The 23,175-nt window shown below is 34.6% G+C and carries 17 protein-coding genes; 14 read left to right on the forward strand and 3 right to left on the reverse strand.

Features of this window, described 5'->3' with window-relative positions; translation table 11 throughout:
• Positions 1-6 precede the first annotated feature (6 nt).
• The 13 genes from ABN236_RS11250 (at position 7) to ABN236_RS11310 (ending at position 18,415) form a co-directional block, all read left to right on the forward strand.
• Entirely contained in the window at positions 7-2,190 is a 2,184-nt protein-coding gene (locus ABN236_RS11250) for a T6SS effector phospholipase Tle3 domain-containing protein (RefSeq protein ID WP_349473995.1), read from the forward strand.
• Between the two features lie 53 nt (positions 2,191-2,243).
• Positions 2,244-2,981, forward strand: coding sequence for a T6SS immunity protein Tli3 family protein (locus ABN236_RS11255; RefSeq protein ID WP_349473996.1), 738 nt, complete (start codon positions 2,244-2,246; stop codon positions 2,979-2,981).
• Between the two features lie 11 nt (positions 2,982-2,992).
• A complete protein-coding gene (locus ABN236_RS11260; protein WP_349473997.1) occupies positions 2,993-5,143 on the forward strand; it encodes a T6SS effector phospholipase Tle3 domain-containing protein in 2,151 nt (716 codons plus the stop codon).
• A gap of 22 nt (positions 5,144-5,165) precedes the next feature.
• Positions 5,166-5,420: a PAAR domain-containing protein gene (locus ABN236_RS11265; RefSeq protein WP_075674106.1), complete on the forward strand. Its 255-nt coding sequence runs from the start codon at positions 5,166-5,168 to the stop codon at positions 5,418-5,420.
• Positions 5,421-6,818 (forward strand): hypothetical protein, encoded by a 1,398-nt coding sequence (locus tag ABN236_RS11270; protein ID WP_349473998.1) that lies wholly within the window; start codon positions 5,421-5,423, stop codon positions 6,816-6,818.
• Positions 6,818-10,141: an ImcF-related family protein gene (locus ABN236_RS11275; protein WP_349473999.1), complete on the forward strand. Its 3,324-nt coding sequence runs from the start codon at positions 6,818-6,820 to the stop codon at positions 10,139-10,141. Before ABN236_RS11270 ends, ABN236_RS11275 begins: the two co-directional genes overlap by 1 nt.
• Positions 10,142-10,186: 45 nt before the next feature.
• Positions 10,187-11,809 carry a type VI secretion system protein TssA gene (gene tssA / locus ABN236_RS11280; protein ID WP_349474000.1) on the forward strand — a complete coding sequence of 541 codons (1,623 nt, stop codon included), beginning with the start codon at positions 10,187-10,189 and terminating at the stop codon, positions 11,807-11,809.
• A 32-nt stretch (positions 11,810-11,841) separates the two neighbouring features.
• Positions 11,842-13,605, forward strand: a complete 1,764-nt coding sequence (gene tssF, locus ABN236_RS11285; RefSeq protein ID WP_349474001.1) for a type VI secretion system baseplate subunit TssF — start codon at positions 11,842-11,844, stop codon at positions 13,603-13,605.
• Positions 13,569-14,663 (forward strand): type VI secretion system baseplate subunit TssG, encoded by a 1,095-nt coding sequence (gene tssG / locus ABN236_RS11290; protein WP_349474002.1) that lies wholly within the window; start codon positions 13,569-13,571, stop codon positions 14,661-14,663. Before tssF ends, tssG begins: the two co-directional genes overlap by 37 nt.
• On the forward strand, positions 14,644-15,201 hold the full coding sequence (gene tssJ / locus ABN236_RS11295) for a type VI secretion system lipoprotein TssJ (protein ID WP_349474003.1): 558 nt from the start codon (positions 14,644-14,646) through the stop codon (positions 15,199-15,201). Before tssG ends, tssJ begins: the two co-directional genes overlap by 20 nt.
• 2 nt (positions 15,202-15,203) lie before the next feature.
• Positions 15,204-15,632, forward strand: coding sequence for a type VI secretion system baseplate subunit TssE (gene tssE / locus ABN236_RS11300; RefSeq protein ID WP_088494841.1), 429 nt, complete (start codon positions 15,204-15,206; stop codon positions 15,630-15,632).
• Positions 15,633-15,714: 82 nt separating this feature from the next.
• The gene (locus ABN236_RS11305) at positions 15,715-17,100 is read left to right on the forward strand and encodes a VasL domain-containing protein (protein WP_349474004.1); all 1,386 of its coding nucleotides are present in this window, start codon (positions 15,715-15,717) and stop codon (positions 17,098-17,100) included.
• Positions 17,101-17,677: 577 nt separating this feature from the next.
• Positions 17,678-18,415 carry an ankyrin repeat domain-containing protein gene (locus tag ABN236_RS11310; protein ID WP_194951016.1) on the forward strand — a complete coding sequence of 246 codons (738 nt, stop codon included), beginning with the start codon at positions 17,678-17,680 and terminating at the stop codon, positions 18,413-18,415.
• A 147-nt stretch (positions 18,416-18,562) separates the two neighbouring features.
• Here the strand turns inward: ABN236_RS11310 and ABN236_RS11315 are convergent, their stop codons facing one another.
• The 3 genes from ABN236_RS11315 to ABN236_RS11325 form a co-directional block, all read right to left on the reverse strand.
• Positions 18,563-18,856 carry a helix-turn-helix domain-containing protein gene (locus ABN236_RS11315; protein WP_349474005.1) on the reverse strand — a complete coding sequence of 98 codons (294 nt, stop codon included), beginning with the start codon at positions 18,854-18,856 and terminating at the stop codon, positions 18,563-18,565.
• A gap of 520 nt (positions 18,857-19,376) precedes the next feature.
• Positions 19,377-19,904, reverse strand: coding sequence for a hypothetical protein (locus tag ABN236_RS11320; protein WP_270754808.1), 528 nt, complete (start codon positions 19,902-19,904; stop codon positions 19,377-19,379).
• A gap of 272 nt (positions 19,905-20,176) precedes the next feature.
• Positions 20,177-21,592 carry an NAD(P)/FAD-dependent oxidoreductase gene (locus ABN236_RS11325; RefSeq protein ID WP_088494837.1) on the reverse strand — a complete coding sequence of 472 codons (1,416 nt, stop codon included), beginning with the start codon at positions 21,590-21,592 and terminating at the stop codon, positions 20,177-20,179.
• Between the two features lie 973 nt (positions 21,593-22,565).
• Here ABN236_RS11325 and ABN236_RS11330 point away from each other — a divergent pair.
• Positions 22,566-23,084 (forward strand): Hcp family type VI secretion system effector, encoded by a 519-nt coding sequence (locus tag ABN236_RS11330; RefSeq protein WP_036939804.1) that lies wholly within the window; start codon positions 22,566-22,568, stop codon positions 23,082-23,084.
• Positions 23,085-23,175 lie beyond the last annotated feature (91 nt).

The following is a 23,175-nucleotide window of genomic DNA, read 5'->3' on the forward strand; positions in this document are numbered from 1 at the left end:
AACGTGATGAACCAAGATAATACAAAAACGACCCGGTGGTTAAAACCCAAAGAATGCCTTGATGGTACCCAAGAATGGAAATCAAGCACTCATGCTTCTGATATCGGTGGAGAAATTCATGTTAAACCTCATTTACCCGGTATTATTATTTTTGTTCATGGAGTTAACTCTGAAGGGGAATGGTATGAGGATGCCGAAGAATATTTATGTGAAGGACTCAATAAACGATTAAATCTCCCTGAGGAATTTAAATTAATACCTAATGAATATTATAAAAATGAATTTAAAGCTAATAAAAACAATATTGAAAATAGTCGCTATAATATTCAGCATAACTCACACGAAATAAAAAAATTACATAACTCCCCCATTATTCGTTTTTATTGGGGATACCGTGCTAATGATAATGAAATAGGAAAATACAATATTCCATTAAAAAATAAAAAAGGAGATAGTCACCTTCGATTAAAAAAAAATATTATAACAAAACCAGATGATGATAAAAATTCAGAAGAAGAGGATTTTATTAAAGCAAGTTATCAAGAATACTCTGCCTTATCTGTACCCAAAACAGATCATTATGACCCATACTTTCCACTAACTAGCGCTAAAGAAAAAAGTTTATTTATTTCTCAAAAATTATCTCAAAGATATGGTCCTTTCTATTGGAATGGTGGCCCTTTTCAAAATGGGACTAATCAGTTATTCAGCTTATGGAGCAAATACGGTTTCTCTGGAAGTGTAGCAGCTTTTATTGATTTACAATGGTTTAATCCTGAATCAGATCGATTATTAACAGACAGTCCTCCACGCAATTACTATGCTCATGCCGTGGAAAGACTGTCGAAATTGATCGCAATGATCCGAGAGTATAATCCTCACGATACTATCAGTGTGATTTCCCATAGCCAAGGCACCATGATTGCCTTAGCCGCTGCTGCCATTGAAGCACCAGATGCACTTTTTGTGTTAAATTCTCCTTATGCTTTACATGATTACAGCTTAAATGCTGTCTCTTATCCTCTTAGTGAACAAATTAGTGCTGAACAACGAGAAGCTACCCTTCAGGCCATTATTAATAAGGTCGCTGAAAATAAAGATAAGCTTAAAAATCATCCCTGTGGATATAAAGGTCTTGTTGTGGGGCTAAATGAGGAGGGAAAAAGTTGGTCACCTAAAGATAAAATTCGAAAAGTAAATGATAACAATGCGACCTCACAAGACTGCTCACTTAAATTAACTGAAAATAATTTTATTCAAGAAAGAGATAACCATGGAAGAACCTATATTTATTGTAATCCTCATGATCGTGTGATGGGAGCGGGTCCCCTTCGTAGTATTGGCTGGAATGGTATTCCTAATATATTTAATTGCGAAACAAAACAATATTCTTTCTCACCATTTTTTACTAGCCAAGAAGAATGTACATTATATGTCCGTATATTAGGTAGAAATATGCCTTGTGGAGGCCCTCCAAATTCACCGACAGATGCCAATAAAAGTACTATTTTTTGTGATCACAAAAGCCGATATTGTGATGGAACTTCTTTTTGGGAAAATAATACTGAGCCTAAGCATTATTTGGCATGGCCCAAACCCGATAAGAATACCAAAATTTATATTAATGGTCCCGAAGTGCCTAACCCCATCCAAAGCAATGAAATGCTAGAATTTGATGAAACTTATACAAATGGTATTACTGATTTTAAAACTGCAAGCGAAAATAAAGGATTATATGGCTATGGGTTTGGTCAAGTTCATCCGAAAAAAAATCAACCTATTGATTCTGACTATTATTATTTAATTGATTTTTATGATTATGATCGGATCCAAGTATCTTTAACTGATGAAGAGAAAAACGCACGTGGCGATGATCCTAATCTTCATGCAAGTGAAAAAAATGATACTCATCGGTTCGAAACACTGAAAGAGAGTCGTGACCGGTTTCGTACTTATATACAACGAGGCACTGACCATAGTTCATTACCTAAAGATGAAAATTTTTTAAAGCGCGTTGTCGCTTATGATTTACCGATTGGTTATTGCGAAATAGGCAAATCTCCAGAAAAAATGAATAAATTAAGAAAGTTTGCTGATTGGCAGAGTGGTTTAGATGATTATATGGTAAGTGGAGAATTAACTCCTTTCGAGATGCCCGATATTATAAAAAATCCTTTAAATAAAAAATAATTTCCACTTAAATTAAAAACCTGAAATAAGCTAATAATTAATAAGGATAAACCATGTTAATTAATTTATTTAAATTACCATTTATTTTTATTATTAGCACTACCTTACTTTCTGGCTGTTTATCATTAAAAGAAAAAGCCACTATAAAAATGCTAGAAGATGATTTAATTCATCTACATTCAATTCTTGAAGAAGCCAAAAATCTGGCACCACCCAGTATTATTTATCGTATTGATGAATATCGTTTTTTTACACTAGAACAATATAACCAGAAACGAGGAGGAATGACTTACTACAACAATACACAAAAAGGTATTCATCAAAAAATTCTGGATTCGTCAGCTTGCCGCTATAAAGGTCGATTAATTTGGTCAACTGATAGAGATGATGCTTTCGCTTTTCCTTCCGTACTGAGTAGCCGATATAGTCAATGCGTGGGAACAAAATATGGATGCATCAATGTTATTTTAGTCACATTAAATGGAGGAAAAAAATTTGCTCCTACAAATGCCGGCTTTGGTATTACGACTTATGATCCTGAATATTACTCTGCTAATTTTGATATTATTGTCACATCAGATGGCTTCTATTTAGGTAAGTCTTCTTATAGACAACAAATGGATGAACTTGATTCCCCTTGGTGGCGTGTATTTTATTTTTCATCGACTAAATTAAATTATGTTCATGATAATTGGGGAGAAGAAAAAAATCCGCCTAAAGGGCTCAAAACACCCTCCGGACAAACTCGTTTTGATTGTAGTGATCCAGCTATTTATCCTATATCAAAATAAAGGAAGATTTTATGAATAATAGTGATAATAAAGAGACTACCCGTTGGTTAAAAGAGAAAATGTGTCTTGATGGTTCTTACTATTGGCAATCCTGTACTAATGCAACAAATATTGGTGGTGAAATACATGTAAAACCTAATTTACCTAGTATCATTATTCTTGTTCATGGTGTTCATTCAGAAGGAGAATGGTATTCCACTGCGGAAGAAAATATATGTAATGGATTAAATGAAAGATTAAACTTAACCAATACACCTTATAAACTAACAGCTAATACGTATTATCAACCTACTTTTGTATTAGATAAAAATAACCTTGACGATAGCCATTATACTTATGAAGAGCCTATTCGAATTTTAAAAAAAATAGGTAATTCCCCAATTATTCGATTCCATTGGGGATATCGCTCAGATGATGATAAATGGGATGACTATAAAATACCTTTAAAAAATATAGCGGGCGAAAGTTACCATCAATTAAAACACGCAATAGTTAATCCAGAATATAGCTCTGCCGACCAAAATAAATGGACATTAGAAGATAAAGAAAAATATCGTATTGCTGAAGAGTACCAATCACTCTCATTTAAAAAACGTAAAATATTTATTTATGAAAAATTAAAAGATAAAGGTCCATTTTTATGGGAAGGTGGTCCATTCCAAAATGGTTGTAATCACCTTAAAAGCTTATGGAGTGAGTATGGCTTTAGTAGCTGGCCTAAGCTATGGGCAACAATTCCTTTTCCTGCTCCATTTCCTATACCAGTTAATGTTCAAGCATTTAACCCTGAAACAGATACTTTACTTACTTCTTCGCCATCTCGACAATATTTTGCTCATGCAGCAGGACGGCTAGCCAAATTAATAGCACAAATAAGAAAGAACAATAAAGATGACACCGTCACTGTAGTTTCTCATAGCCAAGGTACAATGATTGCACTAGCGGCTTGCGCAATTGAAGCTCCAGATGCACTATTTGTATTAAACTCACCTTATGCCATAGAAGATAAAACATTAAATACATTTTCTTATCCTTTAAGTGAAAACATTGATAGGGATACAAGAATAGCAACGTTAAAAAAGATCATTGATAAAATTGCAGAAAATAAAAACAAACTCAAAAACAATAAAAATAATTTAATTGTTGGATTAACTGAACAGAAAAAAAATTGGACACCTTTTAATACAGAGATAAGTAGAAAAATAAACGTAGAAACACCATCAAAAAAGATTAATAGTATAAAAATAGAGAATGCTGGCACAGTTCAAGAACGAGATAATCATGGAAATACTTATATTTATTGTAATCCTCATGATAGAGTCATGGGCTCATCTCCATTAGGATCAATTGGTTGGAGTGCTATTCCTAATATTACACAACATGGTCAAACACAGCCACATCCTATATTCTCCTCTTGTAAAACTCTATTTGTTCGCATGTTAGCACGCAATACACCTTGCGGAGAAAAACCCGACCCTCAAAATGGTACCTTTACTGTATTTACAGATAAAAATGGAAAGTTTAGAGATGGCTATCCATTTTGGGATAATAAAACAGCCATAATAGATAGTTTTGTATGGCCTGAACCTGAAAAAAATATGTTTCTAAATATTAATGCACCCGAAGTTCCTAATCCTATAAAGGATTATGAGCAAAAAAATTTCGATGTTGGTTTTTTAGATAGTGATGAGCCTCCTAAAAAATTTGGAGGTGTTATATATAAAAATAACCAATATGAACCTGTTACTAGAGAATATTATTATCTAAAATATTTATACTCTTATGAGAATCGGATCTTAGTTGAATTAACCGATAAAGAAAAAAATAAATTAAGGAAAGACCCTCTAGCTACACCCAATGAGAAAAATGTATCAAAAAGATATGAAACCATGGATGAAATGAGAATACGTATAAGAGATTATATTTGCCGCCCTAATGATCACGGTACTTTACCTCTAAATGTTCATTTACTACATCGAATCTTAGCCTTCGATTTACCTATTGGGCATTGTTCTCAAGCTAATAATCCTGAAATGATGGCTGAATTACGTCGCCAAGCAGACTGGTTGAGTAATGGTGGTGATGAATATGTGAAAACCGGAAAATTAGATCTTCCTGATATACCAGAAGAAATATCCAATCCCGATTTATCAAAAATTTAATAATTTATTTAGAGAAAATAAAATGAAAAATATCATTCGATTAGGTGATCCAACCTCTCATGGAGGACACGTAATATCATCGAGCTCTACTCTTATTATTAATGGGAAAAAAGCTACGCTTCTTTATGATATTGTCTCATGTCCTCTACATGGGGATAATCAAATCATTGAAAGTAGTTCACATTATAATGAGAATGGTAAAGGAATTGTGTTTGATGGTTGTAAAACACAATGTGGAGCTATTGTTTATTCAAGTTGTAATGATATGGAAATATAAATGAAAAATTGGATACCTCCTCACAATCCGCCACCTTGGGAAAATAAACCATTCCCATTATTAACTTTAAGCAGCTTTATAATATTTATAAATGCAGTTTATTTTTTAATTTTAAAATTTTCGTTAAAAATTGATTTTAAAAGCTATATAACGAGTAACGATGGTTTTATATTATCTTCAATTATTTTCCTTTTTACATTATTTTTAGTGTCTATCTATGTCTTATTTTGGGAGATAAAAAAAACACTATATATTTACTGGTGCTTTTGGCAAGCAGATTTATTGACTAAATGGATCAAATCCAAACAAGATAAATTATATTTAATCTATTCGAATATAATATCTCACAACTTAACAATCATTTCTGACTTCAATAACGAAAGTTCATTTGAAAAAGCAGAACCAAGCAGTAAATTAATACATTTAGAAAGAGAAGATATTGTTGGTGAAGAAAGATTTTTTTATATTGTAAAACTCTTAACAAATAGCATTAAAGATATAAAACTCAGTAAAAAAGAAAAGTATTTTGTTATAATAAATAGTTTATTTGAACAGAGTGACTTCATAAAAGATAAAATAAAATCTTTTCTAAATGGCTATCTAAGTAATTATGAAATCATCTTTCAAGCCAAACCAAACTATAACAATCAATTTAATGCAATTAAAAATAAAAAATCAATCACACTTATTTTCTCAATAAATTACTATGCATTAAATACTAATGAAAAAAATGAGTTTTCAAGTTTAATTATACTTTCCTCTAGTAAAGGAAAAGAATTTTTAAAACTTTTTCAACCAATGCCATTTAAAATAGAAAATATAGATGAAAACATTAAAGCAATATCAATAATTCAACAGCAACAGAATAAAAATATAAAACAAGTTAATTTTATTGATATTGAAAAAGAAAATTCAAATAACATCATGTCAATTTTAAGAAGCGATAATAGTTATCAGTTATCCTTAGAAACCTATACTCAAGGTTATTTTTTTAATGAAAATATAGATAATTATAAAGAATTATCTATATATCATTTATTAGCTCTTATTTACTTATCAAATTTTAAAGATACTAGTCAGTTTTTATTTTATAAATTAGATAAAAACTATTACTGCCAAACAATAGGAGTTCAAAAATCACACATTGACAATCATTACTTGAACATACCAAAACCATCATTTCCACTAGGTACGCTTCTGGTTGGTTTTTTTGCTCTTACTTCTGTCATTTTTAATAACATAATTAACCAAACTGAATTTAACAGTGAAAGAATAATAATTACGTCAACCTCCTTTCTTTTTACTATCATAATAATTAGTGTAATTAAAAAAATTTATATTGTTTTTTACTGGAAAATTCATTTTTTAAAAACGCTTAACAAAAAATGGAATTTATAATGAAATCAAAAATAACACGCTATATTTCACTCTTTGTCATTATTTCAATAATTTCATTGGCTACAATTGTGTTCTTATTTATTATTTTCAATAAAACATCCATAACAGCAACTCAATCGTACTTAATGATTGGTTCAGTTATTTTCTCCTTAATAGTGCTTTTTTTCCTTTCTCGTTACTTTAAACCTAATATAATTATAGATATTGAAGATAATGATAAAAAAGATAAGATAAATAAAAAGAATGACAGAGTAAATGATTGGAATAAATATATAAAAGAAAATTACTCATTTACTTACAAGTCAAAATTATCAATCCAACTCCTCATAGGCACCTCAGCTTCTATCGAAAAACTGGCTCCTAATCTAACAGCGGACATCTGGCAAGAAAACAATGGGACGTTACTTATCTATGGTGGCGATATCCATCAAAGTATTGATGAAAATTTAATTCAAGATTTAAAACAACTGCGCCGACGTCGTCCGCTCGATGCGGTTATTTGGGTGTCAGAAAATAACTTATCGCAACAACCGCTTGGTCATTCCTTATTTAATCACTTAAATCCGACCAATACAGACACAGCTAGCCGTTATTTCCACCAGCTATTTCGTCAATTACGCTGGCAAGCCCCCATTTGGCTTTGGAATATCAGTAATAACGGTGAAATAACAACAAATGAAGCCCCCACAGTCCTTTATTCAGCACCTTTAAAAGCGACATCTGAAATACTTTCTAATGATTTAAAAACGCTTTTACCGGCACTAGTGGAACAAGGCACACACGCTGTCTTGCATAACCCAACACACACTTACCTACTAGCATTAGCGCGTTTTCTTCAACATGAAGGATGTGAAAAACTCGCCAATAACTTGACTCCGCTTTTATCGGGTTATCGCTCGTTGCCGTTCGCTGGCGTACTCTTTAGTACACCTATTGATGAGAATGTGTCTGCAACTTCATCAACGAATAATCAGTGGACATCAAATCCCCATTGGAAAGCGTTAATTACAGCAAATTCACAACTACCCTATCAGTTAAAAGCCTCGCCTTTAGGTCTAAATTCCAAACGTATTTTGCAATATACCGTTGCAACCGCCATGACACTCTGGGGTGTTGGCATGGTAGTTTCTTACTTTATGAATCGCCAATTAATTACCCAAAGCCAACAACAAGCGCAGTTAGCAACAGACAATCATCAATCTGAATTTACCCGCCTACAGGCACAATATGGCTTACAACAAACCTTAGGTTTATTAAGTCATCGTGAGAAAACCTCTGTTCCATTTTGGCTACGATTTGGATTAAGCAGTAATAACGCATTGCTCAGCCATCTATGGCCAGTTTATAGCCAATCCATGTTGCCGTTATTACGCGATTCAACACAACAACATCTTGAAAATTATCTTCACGCATTTATGCAGTTCCCACCAGAAAGTGCAGAACGAAGTGAAGGTGCTCAATCCGCTTATCAAGCCTTAAAAGCCTATTTGATGATGGGTGATCCTTCCCGTATTGATCCTACATTCTTCACTGAAAGTGCATTACGTATTTGGCCCGAATATAACGGATTAAAAGAAGGGGAATGGCAAACATTAGGCACTGAATTATTAACCTTCTATGCCTCTCAATTGCCTTATCACAATGAATGGACAATCAAGCCTAATCGAACTTTAGTTGCCGGAAGCCGAACTATTCTTATTCGCCAAATTGGTCAACGTAATGGCGAGTCTGCGCTGTACCAAAAAATCTTACAACAAGCACAGCATAACTTTGCGGATATGACGTTAGATGATATGACCGGTGATACGGATGTCAGTTTCTTATTAAGTTCAGCAGAGACGGTACCCGGTATTTTTACACGTAAAGCATGGGAAGAATCGATTGAACCGGCGATTAAAAAAGCGGTTCATGAGAGACGAGAAGAAATAGATTGGGTGTTAAGTGACACACAAAAAGAGACCGATATTGATATCTCACCTGAAAAACTCCAGCAAAATCTCACAGAACGCTATTTTAATGATTTTTCAGGCAGTTGGTTAAGTTTCCTCAATGGGTTGCAGTGGCGAGAAACACAAAGTCTCTCCGATACCATTGATCAACTCACCTTAATGAGCGATGTCAGACAATCCCCCATTATTGCCTTAATGAATACACTTTCTTACCAAGGTAAAACGGGGCGCCAACAAGAAAAACTAGCGGACTCCTTTGTTAACTCAGCCAAAGATTTATTAAACAAAGAACAACAACCGGTTATTAGTCAAAAAGCGGAATTTACCGGCCCTCTAGAGCCTGTTTTTGCGCCAATACTGGCATTTACCGATCCTCAATCTTCAACGCAAAACAGTGATGCGTTAAGCCTGCAAGCCTATCTCACTCGCGTAACTCGAGTTCGCTTAAAACTTCAACAAGTTGTTAATGCCCCCGATCCACAAGCCATGTCTCAAGCATTGGCTCGAAGTGTTTTTGAAGGAAAAACCGTCGATTTATCAGAAACGCAAGATTACGGTAGCTTAATCGCGGCAAGCTTTGGGCAAGAATGGAATAGCTTTGGTGAGACATTGCTTGTGCAGCCCATGTCTCAAGCATGGCAACAGTTATTAGCGCCCACTTCACAAGGTATCAACACTCAATGGCGAAATGCCGTTGTTAATGACTGGAATATGGCGTTTGGTGGTCGCTATCCACTCAAAAATACGCAAAGTGAAATCTCATTACCTTTAATGGCGCAATATCTACGCCCTGATAATGGTCGTATTCAGCGCTTCCTTGAAACTCACCTTAACGGTGTTTTACATAAAGAAGGTACGCACTGGGTACCCGATACCACGAATGCACAAGGCTTGACCTTTAACCCTGAGTTCTTAAAAGCCTTAGATAAACTAAGCTATCTCGGTGATGTCGTTTTTGCGAATGGTGAAGCGCGTCTTTATTTTGAGTTACGTCCAGGTACATCACCTGACATTATGCAAACCCACCTAATGATAGATAAACAATCTCTTATCTATGATAACCAACAACCTCAATGGCAACGCTTTGTTTGGCCAGCTGATACCGTTGCCTCTGGCGCATCACTCAGTTGGATCACCACCAATACAGGGACACGTATTTATGGTGATTATCGTGGCGTCTGGGGCATTATTCGTTTATTGGAAGATGCCCAAATTGCCCCTTATGCCGGCAGCACCAGTAGTTACTCTGTCAGTTGGAAAACCTTAAACGGGCAGTCCCTAAACTATACCTTAAGAACTGAAATGGGCGATGGCCCAATCGCACTCTTGCAACTACGCAATTTTGTTTTACCAGAAAAGATTTTTTTAGATTAAATAAAAATCACATTCTCTATTATCTCAAAAGGAAATACGCTCACTATGTCCTTATTGGATACCTTAATTTCATCATGCTTTGCTGATGATACAAACAAAATGCAACAACTTGCTCAACAACAAATCGCTTTATGGGATCGTTGGTTATTACCGATTACCCCTAATCAACCTGTGGGTGATGATCCCAGTTATGAAGATGACTTTGAGCGAATGAAAGAAGAAGTCAATAAGCTCTCTGGCGCAGATACTGAACTGATTTGTTTACTTGCTGAAAAATTACTGCTCAATTCCTGCAAAGATGTGCGCGTGGTGACTTATTATATTTGGGCACGCTTACACAAAGAAGGTGAACACGGGCTTGCCGATTCTTTAGGGCTTTTAAGTGGGTTACTTATTCGCTATCACGACACGCTATTACCTAGCCGAGCCACGAGTAGAAAATCTGCTTTAGAGTGGTTATCAGGACAACGTGTTTTAGATAGCTTATCGCTTTATCCTGAAGTCGAACGTCATGAGTTTTCTCGTATTATCGCCTTATTAGCCACCATTGAAACGGAGCTTGAAACATGGAATGAAGCTGAAAGACCGCAGCTTGCAGGATTACATCAAGCACTCGAAAAACGCCTTGCTCAGTCTGGTGGCACAAGTTCATTAGTACCACAAAATATCAGCAGAAATGAATCCGCTTATAACTCGTCTTCAACGCCCTCTTCTTTATCACAAAGCACGCCAATAGAAACAATACAATCAGGTCGCGAATTATTAGATCAATCTAAAATGCTTGCTAACTACTTACGCAATCAACCTAACGGCTGGTTAGCTGGGCATAGATTAATGAAAGTAGTGAGATGGGATACGCTTCATCAACTTCCCCCACAAGATCAGCAAGGTTGTACTCGCCTTTCTCCCCCAAGAACGGATGCAAGAGCACAACTTAAACGCCTTTATTTACAACAAAGTTGGGGTGAACTTGCAGAACAAGCTGATAAGCTTTTTGCAGAAGGTGTTAACCATTTTTGGTTAGATGTACAGTGGTATCTCTATCAAGCACTCAGTAAATCACCTGCTCCTTGGAATGCATGGTCTGACATTATAAAAAACGATTTAAAACAGTTCCTTATCCGCCTTCCTGATTTAGAGAACTTATCATGGGAAGACGGTACGCCCTTTGCCGATGAAGTAACATTAAGTTGGATCAAACAACATGTTATGGAAGAAAACTTTGATGCCATGCAAGGGTTATCAAATAGTTACTCTCACCAATCTGAAGATGAACCGATATTGGCATTAGAAACTGAAGCTATCACACAAGCGGATAATGAAGGTATAGAGGTTGCACTAAAATGGCTACAACACCGTCCTGATATCAGCACTTCAAGACAAAAATGGTTATTAAACCTCGTTATGGCGCGAGTAGCAGAACAATTTGCTCGTCACGATCTGGCATTAAACTTATTACGAGAACTCGATAAAAAAGCGCTTTCAATGTCATTAACACAATGGGAGCCTAACTATATTTTTGAAGTGAAAGCACGGCAACTTCATCTTTACCGAGCAAAAATCCAACGTAACACCTCAGATAAATCCCATATAGAACAACAAATGGAACTGTTACTCAGTGAATTAACTGCTATCGATCCCGTTCGCTCTGCGATTTTATATTCTTAATCTTTTACTCGACAAATCAAGGTATCAAATTAATGGATGATTTAACCCTTCGCTATTTTGATGCAGAAATGCGCTATCTTAGAGAAGCTGCAAAAGAGTTTGCACAAGCACACCCCGATAGAGCTGCGATGCTCGATTTAGATAAAGCAGGTACGCCCGATCCTTTTGTTGAGCGCTTATTTGAAGGCTTTGCTTTCTCAATGGGGCAATTAAGACAAAAAATTGATGATGATTTGCCTGAATTAACAGAAGGTCTTGTCAGCTTATTATGGCCTCACTATTTACAAACAATCCCTTCACTATCAATTGTTGAATTGGCTCCAGATATTCAAAAAATGAAAATAGCAGATAAGATCCCTGCTCAATTTGAGGTTCTTTCTCGCCCTATTGGTCCTAAAAAAACGATTTGTCATTATCGAACAACTCAAGATTTAACGCTCAATCCAATAAAAATTGTCGCTGTAAATTTAACGACTGAGCCCGATGGTCGCTCAATTATTCGACTGAGATTTAAATGCAGTGAAATGATTAATTGGTCTGAAATTAGCCTTCATAAACTCTCATTTTATTTATCTGGCGATATTCCGACAACCAATGCACTGCATTTGGCATTAACTAAACAAGTTGCAAAAACTTATCTAAAACTTCCTCAATCAAAAGATAGAATAGCAATCCCTCTCTATTTTTCACCGGGAGGATTTCAGGATACAGACACTCTTTGGCCTAAAGGAGATACCACATTTAGTGGTTATCAATTATTACTTGAATACTTTTCTTTCCGTGAAAAGTTTATGTTTGTTTCACTTAATGGATTAGATGATATTCATTTTCCTGAAGAAACATCTGAGTTTGAATTAGATCTTGTTCTCAATACATTATGGGATAACTCTCTTACATTAAATGAAGAAAATATCCGTTTACATTGTGTGCCGGTTATTAACCTTTTCAATATAGAAGCTGATCCACTCACTGTTAATGGATTAGAAAGTGAATATTTATTACGACCGCGTCGTGTTCAAGATGGACACACTGAAATCTATAGTGTTGATAGCGTACATGGCTCTCAACGTACAAATGAAGCGATTTATGTACCATTTACCAGCTTTCGCCATCGTGGAGGCATGTTACGACATAATGCACCTGAACGTTATTATCATACCAGAGTAAAGCGTGGTGTTACGGGGCTTCATGATACTTGGCTTATATTAGGAGGAGAAAAACAAGAGATTGATTTATCAACTCAGACAGAAACCCTTTCATTGCAACTCACGGGTACTAATGGGCAATTACCGCGCAAAGCACTGCAAAGTACCTTACTTGATAGAACAGAACAAACCTTACAAATCCCACTCACTATATGTAATTTATGTAAGCCAACACTTCCTCTTTATCCTCCTTCTGAAGATCGTTTCCACTGGCGAGTGTTGAGTCATTTAGGTTCAAGCTTTCTTAACATGATGGATAATGCTGAAGTACTACGAGGCACTCTCGCACTTTATGATTGGCGAGATGATGATATGAACCACCGAAAACTCGACGCCATTATTCATGTTGAACATCATTTAATTGAACGCTTTGAAAAAGGTTTTTTGCAACGAGGTATTGATATCGAAGTCACGATTGATAGCAATGGTTTTAATGGTGAAGGTGATATTCATTTATTTGGTGAAATGCTTAACCGCTTTTTTGCACTTTATGCCGATGTTCATCTTTTTAATCAATTAACACTGATTATCTTGCCAACAGGAAAACGAATTCAATGGAAAGAAAGCCACAACCCACAGCTGCCCCGTTAATTCAGGCATTAGGCAAAAAATTACCTTATGTGAATTTCTATCGTTTTTGTCAATTACTTGAAAAAACCAGCCCCGAATTACCTGAATTAGGAAGTTCTCATGATCCAAAAACCGATCCTATTCGCTTTCGACCACATCGTGGTATGGGCTTTCCTGCGACAGAACTCAAAGGAACTGATCCTCTAGATAAATACCGAAAAAGCACAATACCAAGCTTACATACTACCTTTTTGGGGCTTTATGGTATCACATCACCACTTCCAACATCTTACCTTGACGATATTGCACAATACCGAGATGGTACGGATTCACTCACTGATTTTTTAGATATCTTTAACCATCGCCTGACGACTCAGTTTTATCGGATCTGGCGCAAATACTCTTATCCCGCCACCTTTGGGGAAGGCGGATCAGATAAAACATCACAATATCTTTATGGCTTAATTGGTTTAGGTATTCCGGGCTGTGCAAATCATGTGCAATCCCCCCTATCTCGATTTTTAGCACTGTTAGGGATCTTGCGTTTACCAACACGTACAGCCGAAGGCATTAGCGCGTTAGTAAAATTATTAGCACCATCGACGAAAGTCAGCATTGCGCCTCATGATCCTCGAAGAATTGCACTAGATGCCCCCACAATCATGTCGTGCTTACAACCGATAACATTAGAAAATAAACCTGTTTTAGGTCGCTATGCTATTGATGTAAATAGCCAAGTATTAATAAAACTACATACTGAAAATAAGGAAGAAGCAAAAGGCTGGTTACCTGATGGCAGTATTTATCAAGACTTTATGGCACTGCTTCGTGTTTATTTAGGCTCAAGAGTTAATGCGCGGCTCCGTTTAACATTACCTCGAAACTTATTACCTGATGCAACATTGAGCACCTCTAAAAACCAAGGTGTGCAATTAGGTAGAACCGCCGTCATGCGACCTCACAACCAAATTGAAACACTAACCGCATCTTTTATCACCATTGGACTTGGCTTTTACCAATATCTAACCCCTCGCACTCAACATTATAAAAGTGATGAATATGGCAATTATCAATTTTAAATCACAAATACTTTTTTCTCGCGCCCACCGACTAGCACTGTTATTTATAGCAACATTTGCAATCGCGGGTTGCGGTTTAACTCAAACCATCAGTGATGGTACTGTCTCTTTAACTAAGTCTATTTTTTATAAACAAATCAAAATATTGCATTTAGATTTTACTGCAAGAGAAGCACTTAATACCGATGATAATGGTTCATCACTTTCCGTTATTGTTCGAGTATTCCAACTAAAATCAGCAGATACTTTTAATGATAGTGATTACCTCTCACTATTTAATCAAAATAACGATGTTTTAAAATCCTCTTTATTAGCACAAAAAGATTTACGCATTCGACCAGGTGAATCTATTTCTTTAGATATGCCAATGGAGAAAGAAACCGAATTTGTCGCTATTGCCACGATGTTTCACACACCTGACGAAGCTAAAAATAACTGGCGAATTGTTATTCCTAAAAATGAACTCGATCCTGATAAAGCACGTAAAATTGAACTTGCTGAAAATACACTTACATTACAACCTTTGGATAAAAAATAACGATGCCACAACCATCTCTTTATGAAATGCTAACGGGTTATTTTTCAGGTGGGTTACCTGTTGATTCTATATCAGAAGAAGATCAGGTTATTCTTTCTGTTATGGATAATATTCGTCGAATATTAAATTCACGAGCAGGAACATTAAAACATCTGCCTGATTATGGTTTACCTGATATGAGCAAAATAATTCAAGGGCTACCTGGAAGCTCACATAAGGTAATGTCTATATTATCAACAACATTACTAAAATATGAACCTAGAATAAAATCAGTAACACTAGGTATATTACCTGAAAATGAATTTGGAAAATTGTGTTATTCTTTAGATATTGAATTACATGAAAGAGGGCTTATACGTTATGGTACTGAGTTTTCACCTGATGGAAGAATATTTCTCCATCATTTAAAAAAACAATTTTATTTATCATGATGTTATTTCTTTCTATTCTCATTTTTTCTTTATTTAGATTTATTTTTATATTATTGAGACCTTAAATTAACTTGAGGCAACTATGAATTCTTACTTAGATTCACTTTCAATTGGAGGTGATCCTCGTGTATTTAATCAATTTCTTGCTATTAAAGAAGAACTTGATAAACGATTTCATCCAGCTCGCCCAGATATTAATTGGCAGTATGTCCATGAATTGTGTCTCTCTTTATTTAATCAAAATGGTGTCGATCTTCAAACCGCCTCTTGGTTTGTCATATGTCGTCAACACCAAGCTGGACTTGATGGTCTAAATGAAGGGCTTTACCTTATTCATAATATATTGACTCAATATTGGCAAACATTATGGCCAGTGCAAACACATACTCGTATCAATATTCTTTCATCCTTAAGCCAACAGTTAATCTCCGGTATTCGTGGTACAACTTTTGTCTATTCCGACTTATCTATTCTTTATCAAATTGAAGAATTATTAAAGAATATCAATCATCACCTTCAAATTTTAGAAATTAAACATCTTGTTCAATTTGATTATTTAGAGAACTTAGTTATTGCTCAAGCGCGGCAATTAGAGAATGCAGACACATTAGATAGTAATTTTAACGCTCTCGAATTATCCTCTACGGTCAATAAAGAAGAAAAGATCTCACCACAAATTATCGATACGACTTTATCTACATCACCTACGCCCAAAAACATTAATAAAGGTATTACACCACCCAAAACCTATATATCCTCTTCCATCTCATTACAACCTCCCATAAAAAAGACATATCGACAGGAGCTATGGCGAGGGATTTTAATTGGCACACTAACCAGTAGTTTGTTTTTCGTTATCCTATTCTATTTTTGGTTATCTGAATTAAAAAATAACAATCTAACAGATGCTTTTCCTTATATTCCAACCATTAATGCCCACGCAGGCTCTCTTATTGAACAACAAACTGCAAATGGTAGAAATATAACAAAAACACTCAATTCTGAGCAGATTGATGTGATACAACAACGTTTAGATGAACTCGCGTTACTTTCTCCCACATGGGCACAGAGTTATGGACTTGAAGTAATCAGTTATTTGAGTGAGCAGTATGAAGATAATCCAGAGCTTTTATCATTTACGCAGCTTTGGAAAAATAATCTAAAAATAAATGCCACCACGGATGAACAACTCAATCAATGGTCTAAAGGCATGGCTGAACTCGATAGATTAAGTCAACGACTAGATAGCTTTGATGGTAATCCTAAAAATTACATAACAGGCTCTGAATTAAAATCGATCATTTTTAAAGTTCGCCAACATTTCAACCAAGCTAAGCCTTTAGAGGAAGAGTTACGCTTACTTGAAAAGCAACCAACACAAAATGCAATTTCAGACTATGAATATCAACAAATAGATAACCATTTTAAACAACTATTAAATCGATATTCGTTATTACGTTCTAAATAAGGAAAACAATAATTTTAGTTTAAATAAAACTTTCACTGCTTATCAAGCAAAAAAAATTATAGATCAAATAAAGAACTGATAATTAAAAATAAATATTCAACATTAAAATCAGAAATAACAATAAATGGAAAAAACTATAAAATCGACAAATTCACCTCTCATTAATTTAAATATTGAAAAGTTAAAAATAATCATAATTGCACTATTTTTAATACTGATAGAAATATTCATTAAAAAGTAACGAGTTATTACAAAATAGCTTTTAAATTAATAACTAAAAAAGAAGATAATAATAAAATTACAGTATTAAACCATCAGTGCATGACACAATTAAATTATCACATAATGACTAAAAATGAATAATTCTCATTATATTCAACAAAATACAAGTAAAAATACGTATTTTAAATCACTAAAGAAACAAATCAATTAATAAGATTTATCTTTATTACAAATACGTATTACTAAAACACACCTTAATTACATTCTGTTTCAATTATCAACACTAATAAATATTAATTTTTAATAAACTAATTGTAATAAGTTTTGTTAATTATTTAGATTGTAAGGTGTTTAAATGAATATAAAAATGTTTGTTATTTCATTGTCATTGATTTCTTTTGGCGCACAAGCATTGATTATTAATGAAAATAATCCACCCGAGTATCAATCTTTTAAATCAAATTATTCTGATATGATTGAGTTGGCTAATAAATCACGTTTACCACATCGGGTATTCTATACTTCACCAAGTACAGGCAGAAATGCACTATGGTTTGATGCTGTAAAACATGGTGATTTAAATGAAGTCAAAAAGATGCTCGCCAATGGTCAAAATATTGAAGCAAAAGACACGGGAAGCTTAGAGCAAACAGCACTAGGATGGGCTGCGTTTATTGGTGATGAAGAGATGGTAGATTACCTCATCTCTCAAGGTGCAAGCCTTTGGGCGACGGATAGAGGTGATGTTTATAATGTCTTTAAATCAGCAGTCTTAGGAAATAACGTCAATGTGGTAAAAAAAATTCACGACCTAATGAGAAGCGATATCGAGCTCAATAACCAAAGAGTAGAAAGCGATGGTGAAACATTAATTATGATTGCAGCCAGCAATAATCGTCTTGAAACCGTAAAATACCTTATTTCTAAAGGTGCAGATGTTAATCTTGTTACTACAACACAAGATAAATCATTATTCTCTTATAATCACAGTGCATTGAGCTATGCTTGCCAAAACAATCTTAAAGATATGCAGAGACTGTTGATCAGAAACGGGGCTATAAATCATATAACAGGTACAACATCCTGCCATTAAATACACAAAAGCCATCCTATAATAAGATGGCTTTTGTGCTATTAGTCATTGAGTTTTGAGAAATAGAATTTTAATTAAAGCAACTAAAAAATAACTCAATATATTTATCAGAACTCAATATCAACAAATGATATTCCAACACGACATTTAAACGATTTTCTTTTTTCTAAATATAACTATCTCACTTGGCTGCGTTATCGATTGCTTGTCCTCAAAAACCATAAAATCTGTTTTTTTAGCCTCTAAGATAAGGCTTTGAGGTGTAACACCAAGTATATAAGAAATAGTAATTAGTTGATCTACAGCTATTTTTAAATGTCCATCCTCTAATTGAGCATAATGTAACAGACTTATTCCCAATTTTTCAGACATCTCATTTTCTGTTATTTTCAATTGTCTTCTTATCATTTTTATCCTATTTCCAACCTTGGTGTTAATCATCCCATTGTTCTCCTTCTTTTATTAGATGATCACATCGATAAAACACCGAATTACAGTTTAAAAACGATCAAATCATAAACTGAAAATACTTAACCATTTGTTATTGAACACTAGTAACAGTACTTACTTTCACGAACTCTGTTAATAAGGTTATTCCGATATTTTAAATTTAAAATAATTTACATTTCTATATGTAATTTTAATATACGTCAGATTTAGAATAACACCATAGTATTAAATATCGAATATGCAATCAATAAATATCAATAAGTTAGCTAGTTTTTAGTTGTCATTTTATAGAAAAAGAGAAGTTTACTCTAAAAACCATAGATATAATCAATGATTTTTATGCGGGCATATTTATTATTAATGAATAAATAATAAATGTTACAAGAATATATTGATTATTAATTAGATAAAGTAAATTTAACATTTATAATGCTTTTACTCTTTAATTTTTTATAAAAATAAAATTTAATACTGACATCTATCTGCGGTTTAAAATAAAACCGCAAATATTTTATTTTTTCTTTAATTCAATTTCTTCATCATAAAAACGTAATTTTACAGGTTCACCATCTGCATCTTTAAAATTTAAGCGCAATTTTGTCGCTGTCTTACTTGGAATATTTACATCTTCCTGAATATCACCTAAATATGCTACAAAATCATCAGCATCTATAGCATAAATATTTTTCTTTTCATTTAAGTTTGTTAAACGGATAAGAGAATCAGAGTTATTTTTAACAGCAAGAGTTACTAAATAATTATTCTCACCTGTAGACTCAACAGAAAGTGTTCTAATTGTTGTGTATTTTTTCAGATTATCTTTATCATAAATAATGACTGCACCGTCTACACTGCTACCAGATTGGCGTCCTTCGTCAATTCCATCCTTTAATCCAGATAAGGCATCTTTACTTACAATAGTTAAATTAGACGTGAAGGCTTTTACTCCCTCTTTTATTGCACTTGTTTCTTGGGTTTCTGTCGCAAATGCAGTTGATGAAAAAAGTAATATTATGCCTACTAAATGTGTTTTTCTCATTATTTCTCACCTATCAAATTAGGACTTACTTATAAAAATAAATATAAATTTATTTTTCTTTCTATCAACTAATGTAATAGAAATAAATCATAATCGTGAATTAGATATATCCTAAGTACAAAAATACACCTTTTATTTAAATAATAATTTAATAAAAATAAAAAACCTGATTCCGATTAAATATCGAAATCAGGCATTGTTAGCTACTTAATAAACGACCCCAACTTTATGGCGGCCCTTCAAATTTGAAGGCTTTTTCTAAACTAGATTGATTAGAATCTGTAAAGACTAAATGGTTTTGGATCTAAAACAGGTTTTTTACCAAGTAATAAATCAGCTGTTAATTCTGCTGATACTGGGCTTTCTGTCATACCCCAACCTGTTGCTGTATTAATCACTAAACCTGGGTACTCTTTAACTTCTGAAATAATTGGATTCTCATCTGGTGCGATAGCCATTGCACCACTCCATTGATCAATTAATTTTGATTCTTTAAAGGCAGGGAATTCTGCTTTTAATTTTTCTAATGAAGCATTTAACTCAGGTAAATCTGGCAGTGCAGTCATATTTCTAAACTGTTCAAACGGAGAAACTTCATCTAAGTTCCAATGTGTTGATTGCATAAATGAATTGATTAATTGTTCATTTAAAGAAATATGCACAGGGAAATCAGGTAGAGCTAATAATGGCAGATATTTATAACCATAAGTGAAAGATTCTTTCACTACTGGAGCCACAATAACACGAGGAGAAGTTGCGTAAGTACCATCAGCTTGTTCACGGAAGAAAATACCGCCCGGTAAAGCAACGTTGCCACCCGGTGCTGTTGGTGAACCACTGATTAACTGTTGAGACTGATATGCAGGCAGTGTTGGTACATCAACATTGAGATTTTGCATAAATAGGCGTGACCAAACACCACCAGCAACAACAACTTGAGAAGTTTTAATTGCACCTTTCTCTGTTACAACATCAGAAATCACTCCTGCTTGTGTTTCTAAGCCACGAGCCGCACATTGAGTGTAAATTCGAACGCCCATTTTTTTAGCGTATTCAGCCATAACGAAGGTTGCTACTTCAGGATCGAAGCTACCAGAATCTTCTTCAAAGCCAGCAATTTTCCAATCTGTTGTCGCACCACGAAGACGTTGATTTAATTCAGCACCTTCAATAATTTTGGTTCTAAATGGAATATCTGAGCCAACATTCTTACTTCTTTCATCAATCCATTTTCTTACGTTAACTAAATCTTCTTCATCAAGAGGAACTTCAACGCGACCTTGTGTACGATAAGTAGTGTCAACGCCTACTTTTGCGTTCATTTCACGCCAGCGATGTTTGCCCAAATGGTGTAATAAGAACGTTTCATCAGGCATTTTATAGCTAATCGCCTGACCATAGAATCTTGAAGATTGCTCACCAGCGATATTACCTTTCTCAACAATCACAACAGATAAACCACGTTCTACAAGGTTAATCGCTGTCATAATACCAAGAATACCCGCACCAATAACAACAACATCCGCTTGTTTTGGTAAAGCACCTTCAGTACCTTCAACAAAGCCATGTCTTGGCGTACCCGGAACAAAGCGCCCTTCGCGAGTTAACATTGGTGTCAAAATGCCAGCACCAGCAGCGACAGCCACTACTGTTCCACCAATGATAAATTTTCTTCTAGATATCGCCATTTTACACGTTCCTTTTACTCAATGAATTATTAGCATTAAAACAATAACGATATCTTATTTCATTTGTAAACTATTAGTAAAGTATTTGTAAATCTTTTCATCTATTTTTTTCTTAAAAATCCGTACTATTTAATTTACTTATACAAAGAAGGGAATTAATTATCATTTTGTTTTTTATCGATTATTTAAGCACATTAAGTAAAATGAAAGCATATCAAACTAGTTGTTTTCTTGGTTTTTTAATCAATATATAAAATTTTCCACTATTAAAGCGCGACAACCCTCTTGTTAAATATCACGTTATTACGCCTTCAAGTTACAAATAAACAAGTGGGATAAATAAATTGATTAACAAATAATCCACAAAATCACTAATGTTACTAAAACAATAAATTGAGCACATAAGAAGGAGATAAGAATAAGAAACATAACAATGGACTGGTTATTTGATGGTGATTCAGAGGAAAATAAGGCGGTAGTTAAAATGACCATACTTAAGATTATATTTATCTCTATACATAACCAAATTTTAAGTGTTCATTTTTAAACCAATAGCAAAATAAATCTTTTTTAGATTATTCTTACAAAACAAGTCTATTTTTTCCTTTAAAATCAATGCTGTTACAATTTGAAACAAAATACACATTTTGTTACATATTAAAAATCCATGTACATTAGAACAGACTGGCTTTAGCGAGATTTCGGACATTTACGAAAGTGAATCGTATAAGTAAATACGCTTATTATAATAAACGAAAGCAGTAAATATCGTGTGAACAATTATTTTACGCTAAGTCACTTATCCTACGAGGATACAACGCCCTTTCTCTCCTCCCCTTTCTTTACTTCCCTTCAAAATTACTTAAGCTACTCTTATCAAATCGCAGTGCGCACTGGCTGATTTTTATCGAAAGGACTTCAACAAAATGATTTTGTTGAGAAACGATTACTCACTGTAAATTAAGGACTTGCCATGCCAACTCCATGCTATATCTCTATCGAAGGGAAAACTCAAGGTAACATCACTGCGGGCGCATTTACCGCGGAATCCGTCGGTAATATTTATGTTCAAGGTCACGAAGACGAAATGCTGGTGCAAGCATTTTCTCACGTAGTCACCGTGCCGACTGATCCACAATCAGGTCAGCCTTCAGGTCAACGTGCCCATAAACCATTCCGTTTTACGGTGGCGTTAAACAAAGCCGTTCCCCTGCTGTATAACGCATTAGCGTCGGGCGAAATGCTGCCAAAAACCACCTTAAAATGGTATCGCACTTCGGTTGAAGGGAAACAAGAGCATTTCTTCACCACCACATTAACCGATGCGACTATCGTCAACATCGATTGCCAAATGCCACACTGCCAAGATCCGGCAAAATCAGACTTCACACAACTGATCGAAGTCTCCCTGTCTTATCGCAAAATTGATTGGGAACACACGGTTGCAGGCACGTCTGGCTCTGACGACTGGCGCGCTCCTCTCGAAGGTTAATCCTTCTTTTCACCTGCACACCAAGGTGTGTGGGTGTTTCTTTGTATTTTCTTAATGGATAAAACAAGCGGTAGCTTGCTCAGTGGATATT

It is taken from the genome of Proteus sp. fly-1013, assembly GCF_040140245.1.
Taxonomy (GTDB): Bacteria; Pseudomonadota; Gammaproteobacteria; order Enterobacterales; family Enterobacteriaceae; genus Proteus; species Proteus mirabilis_B.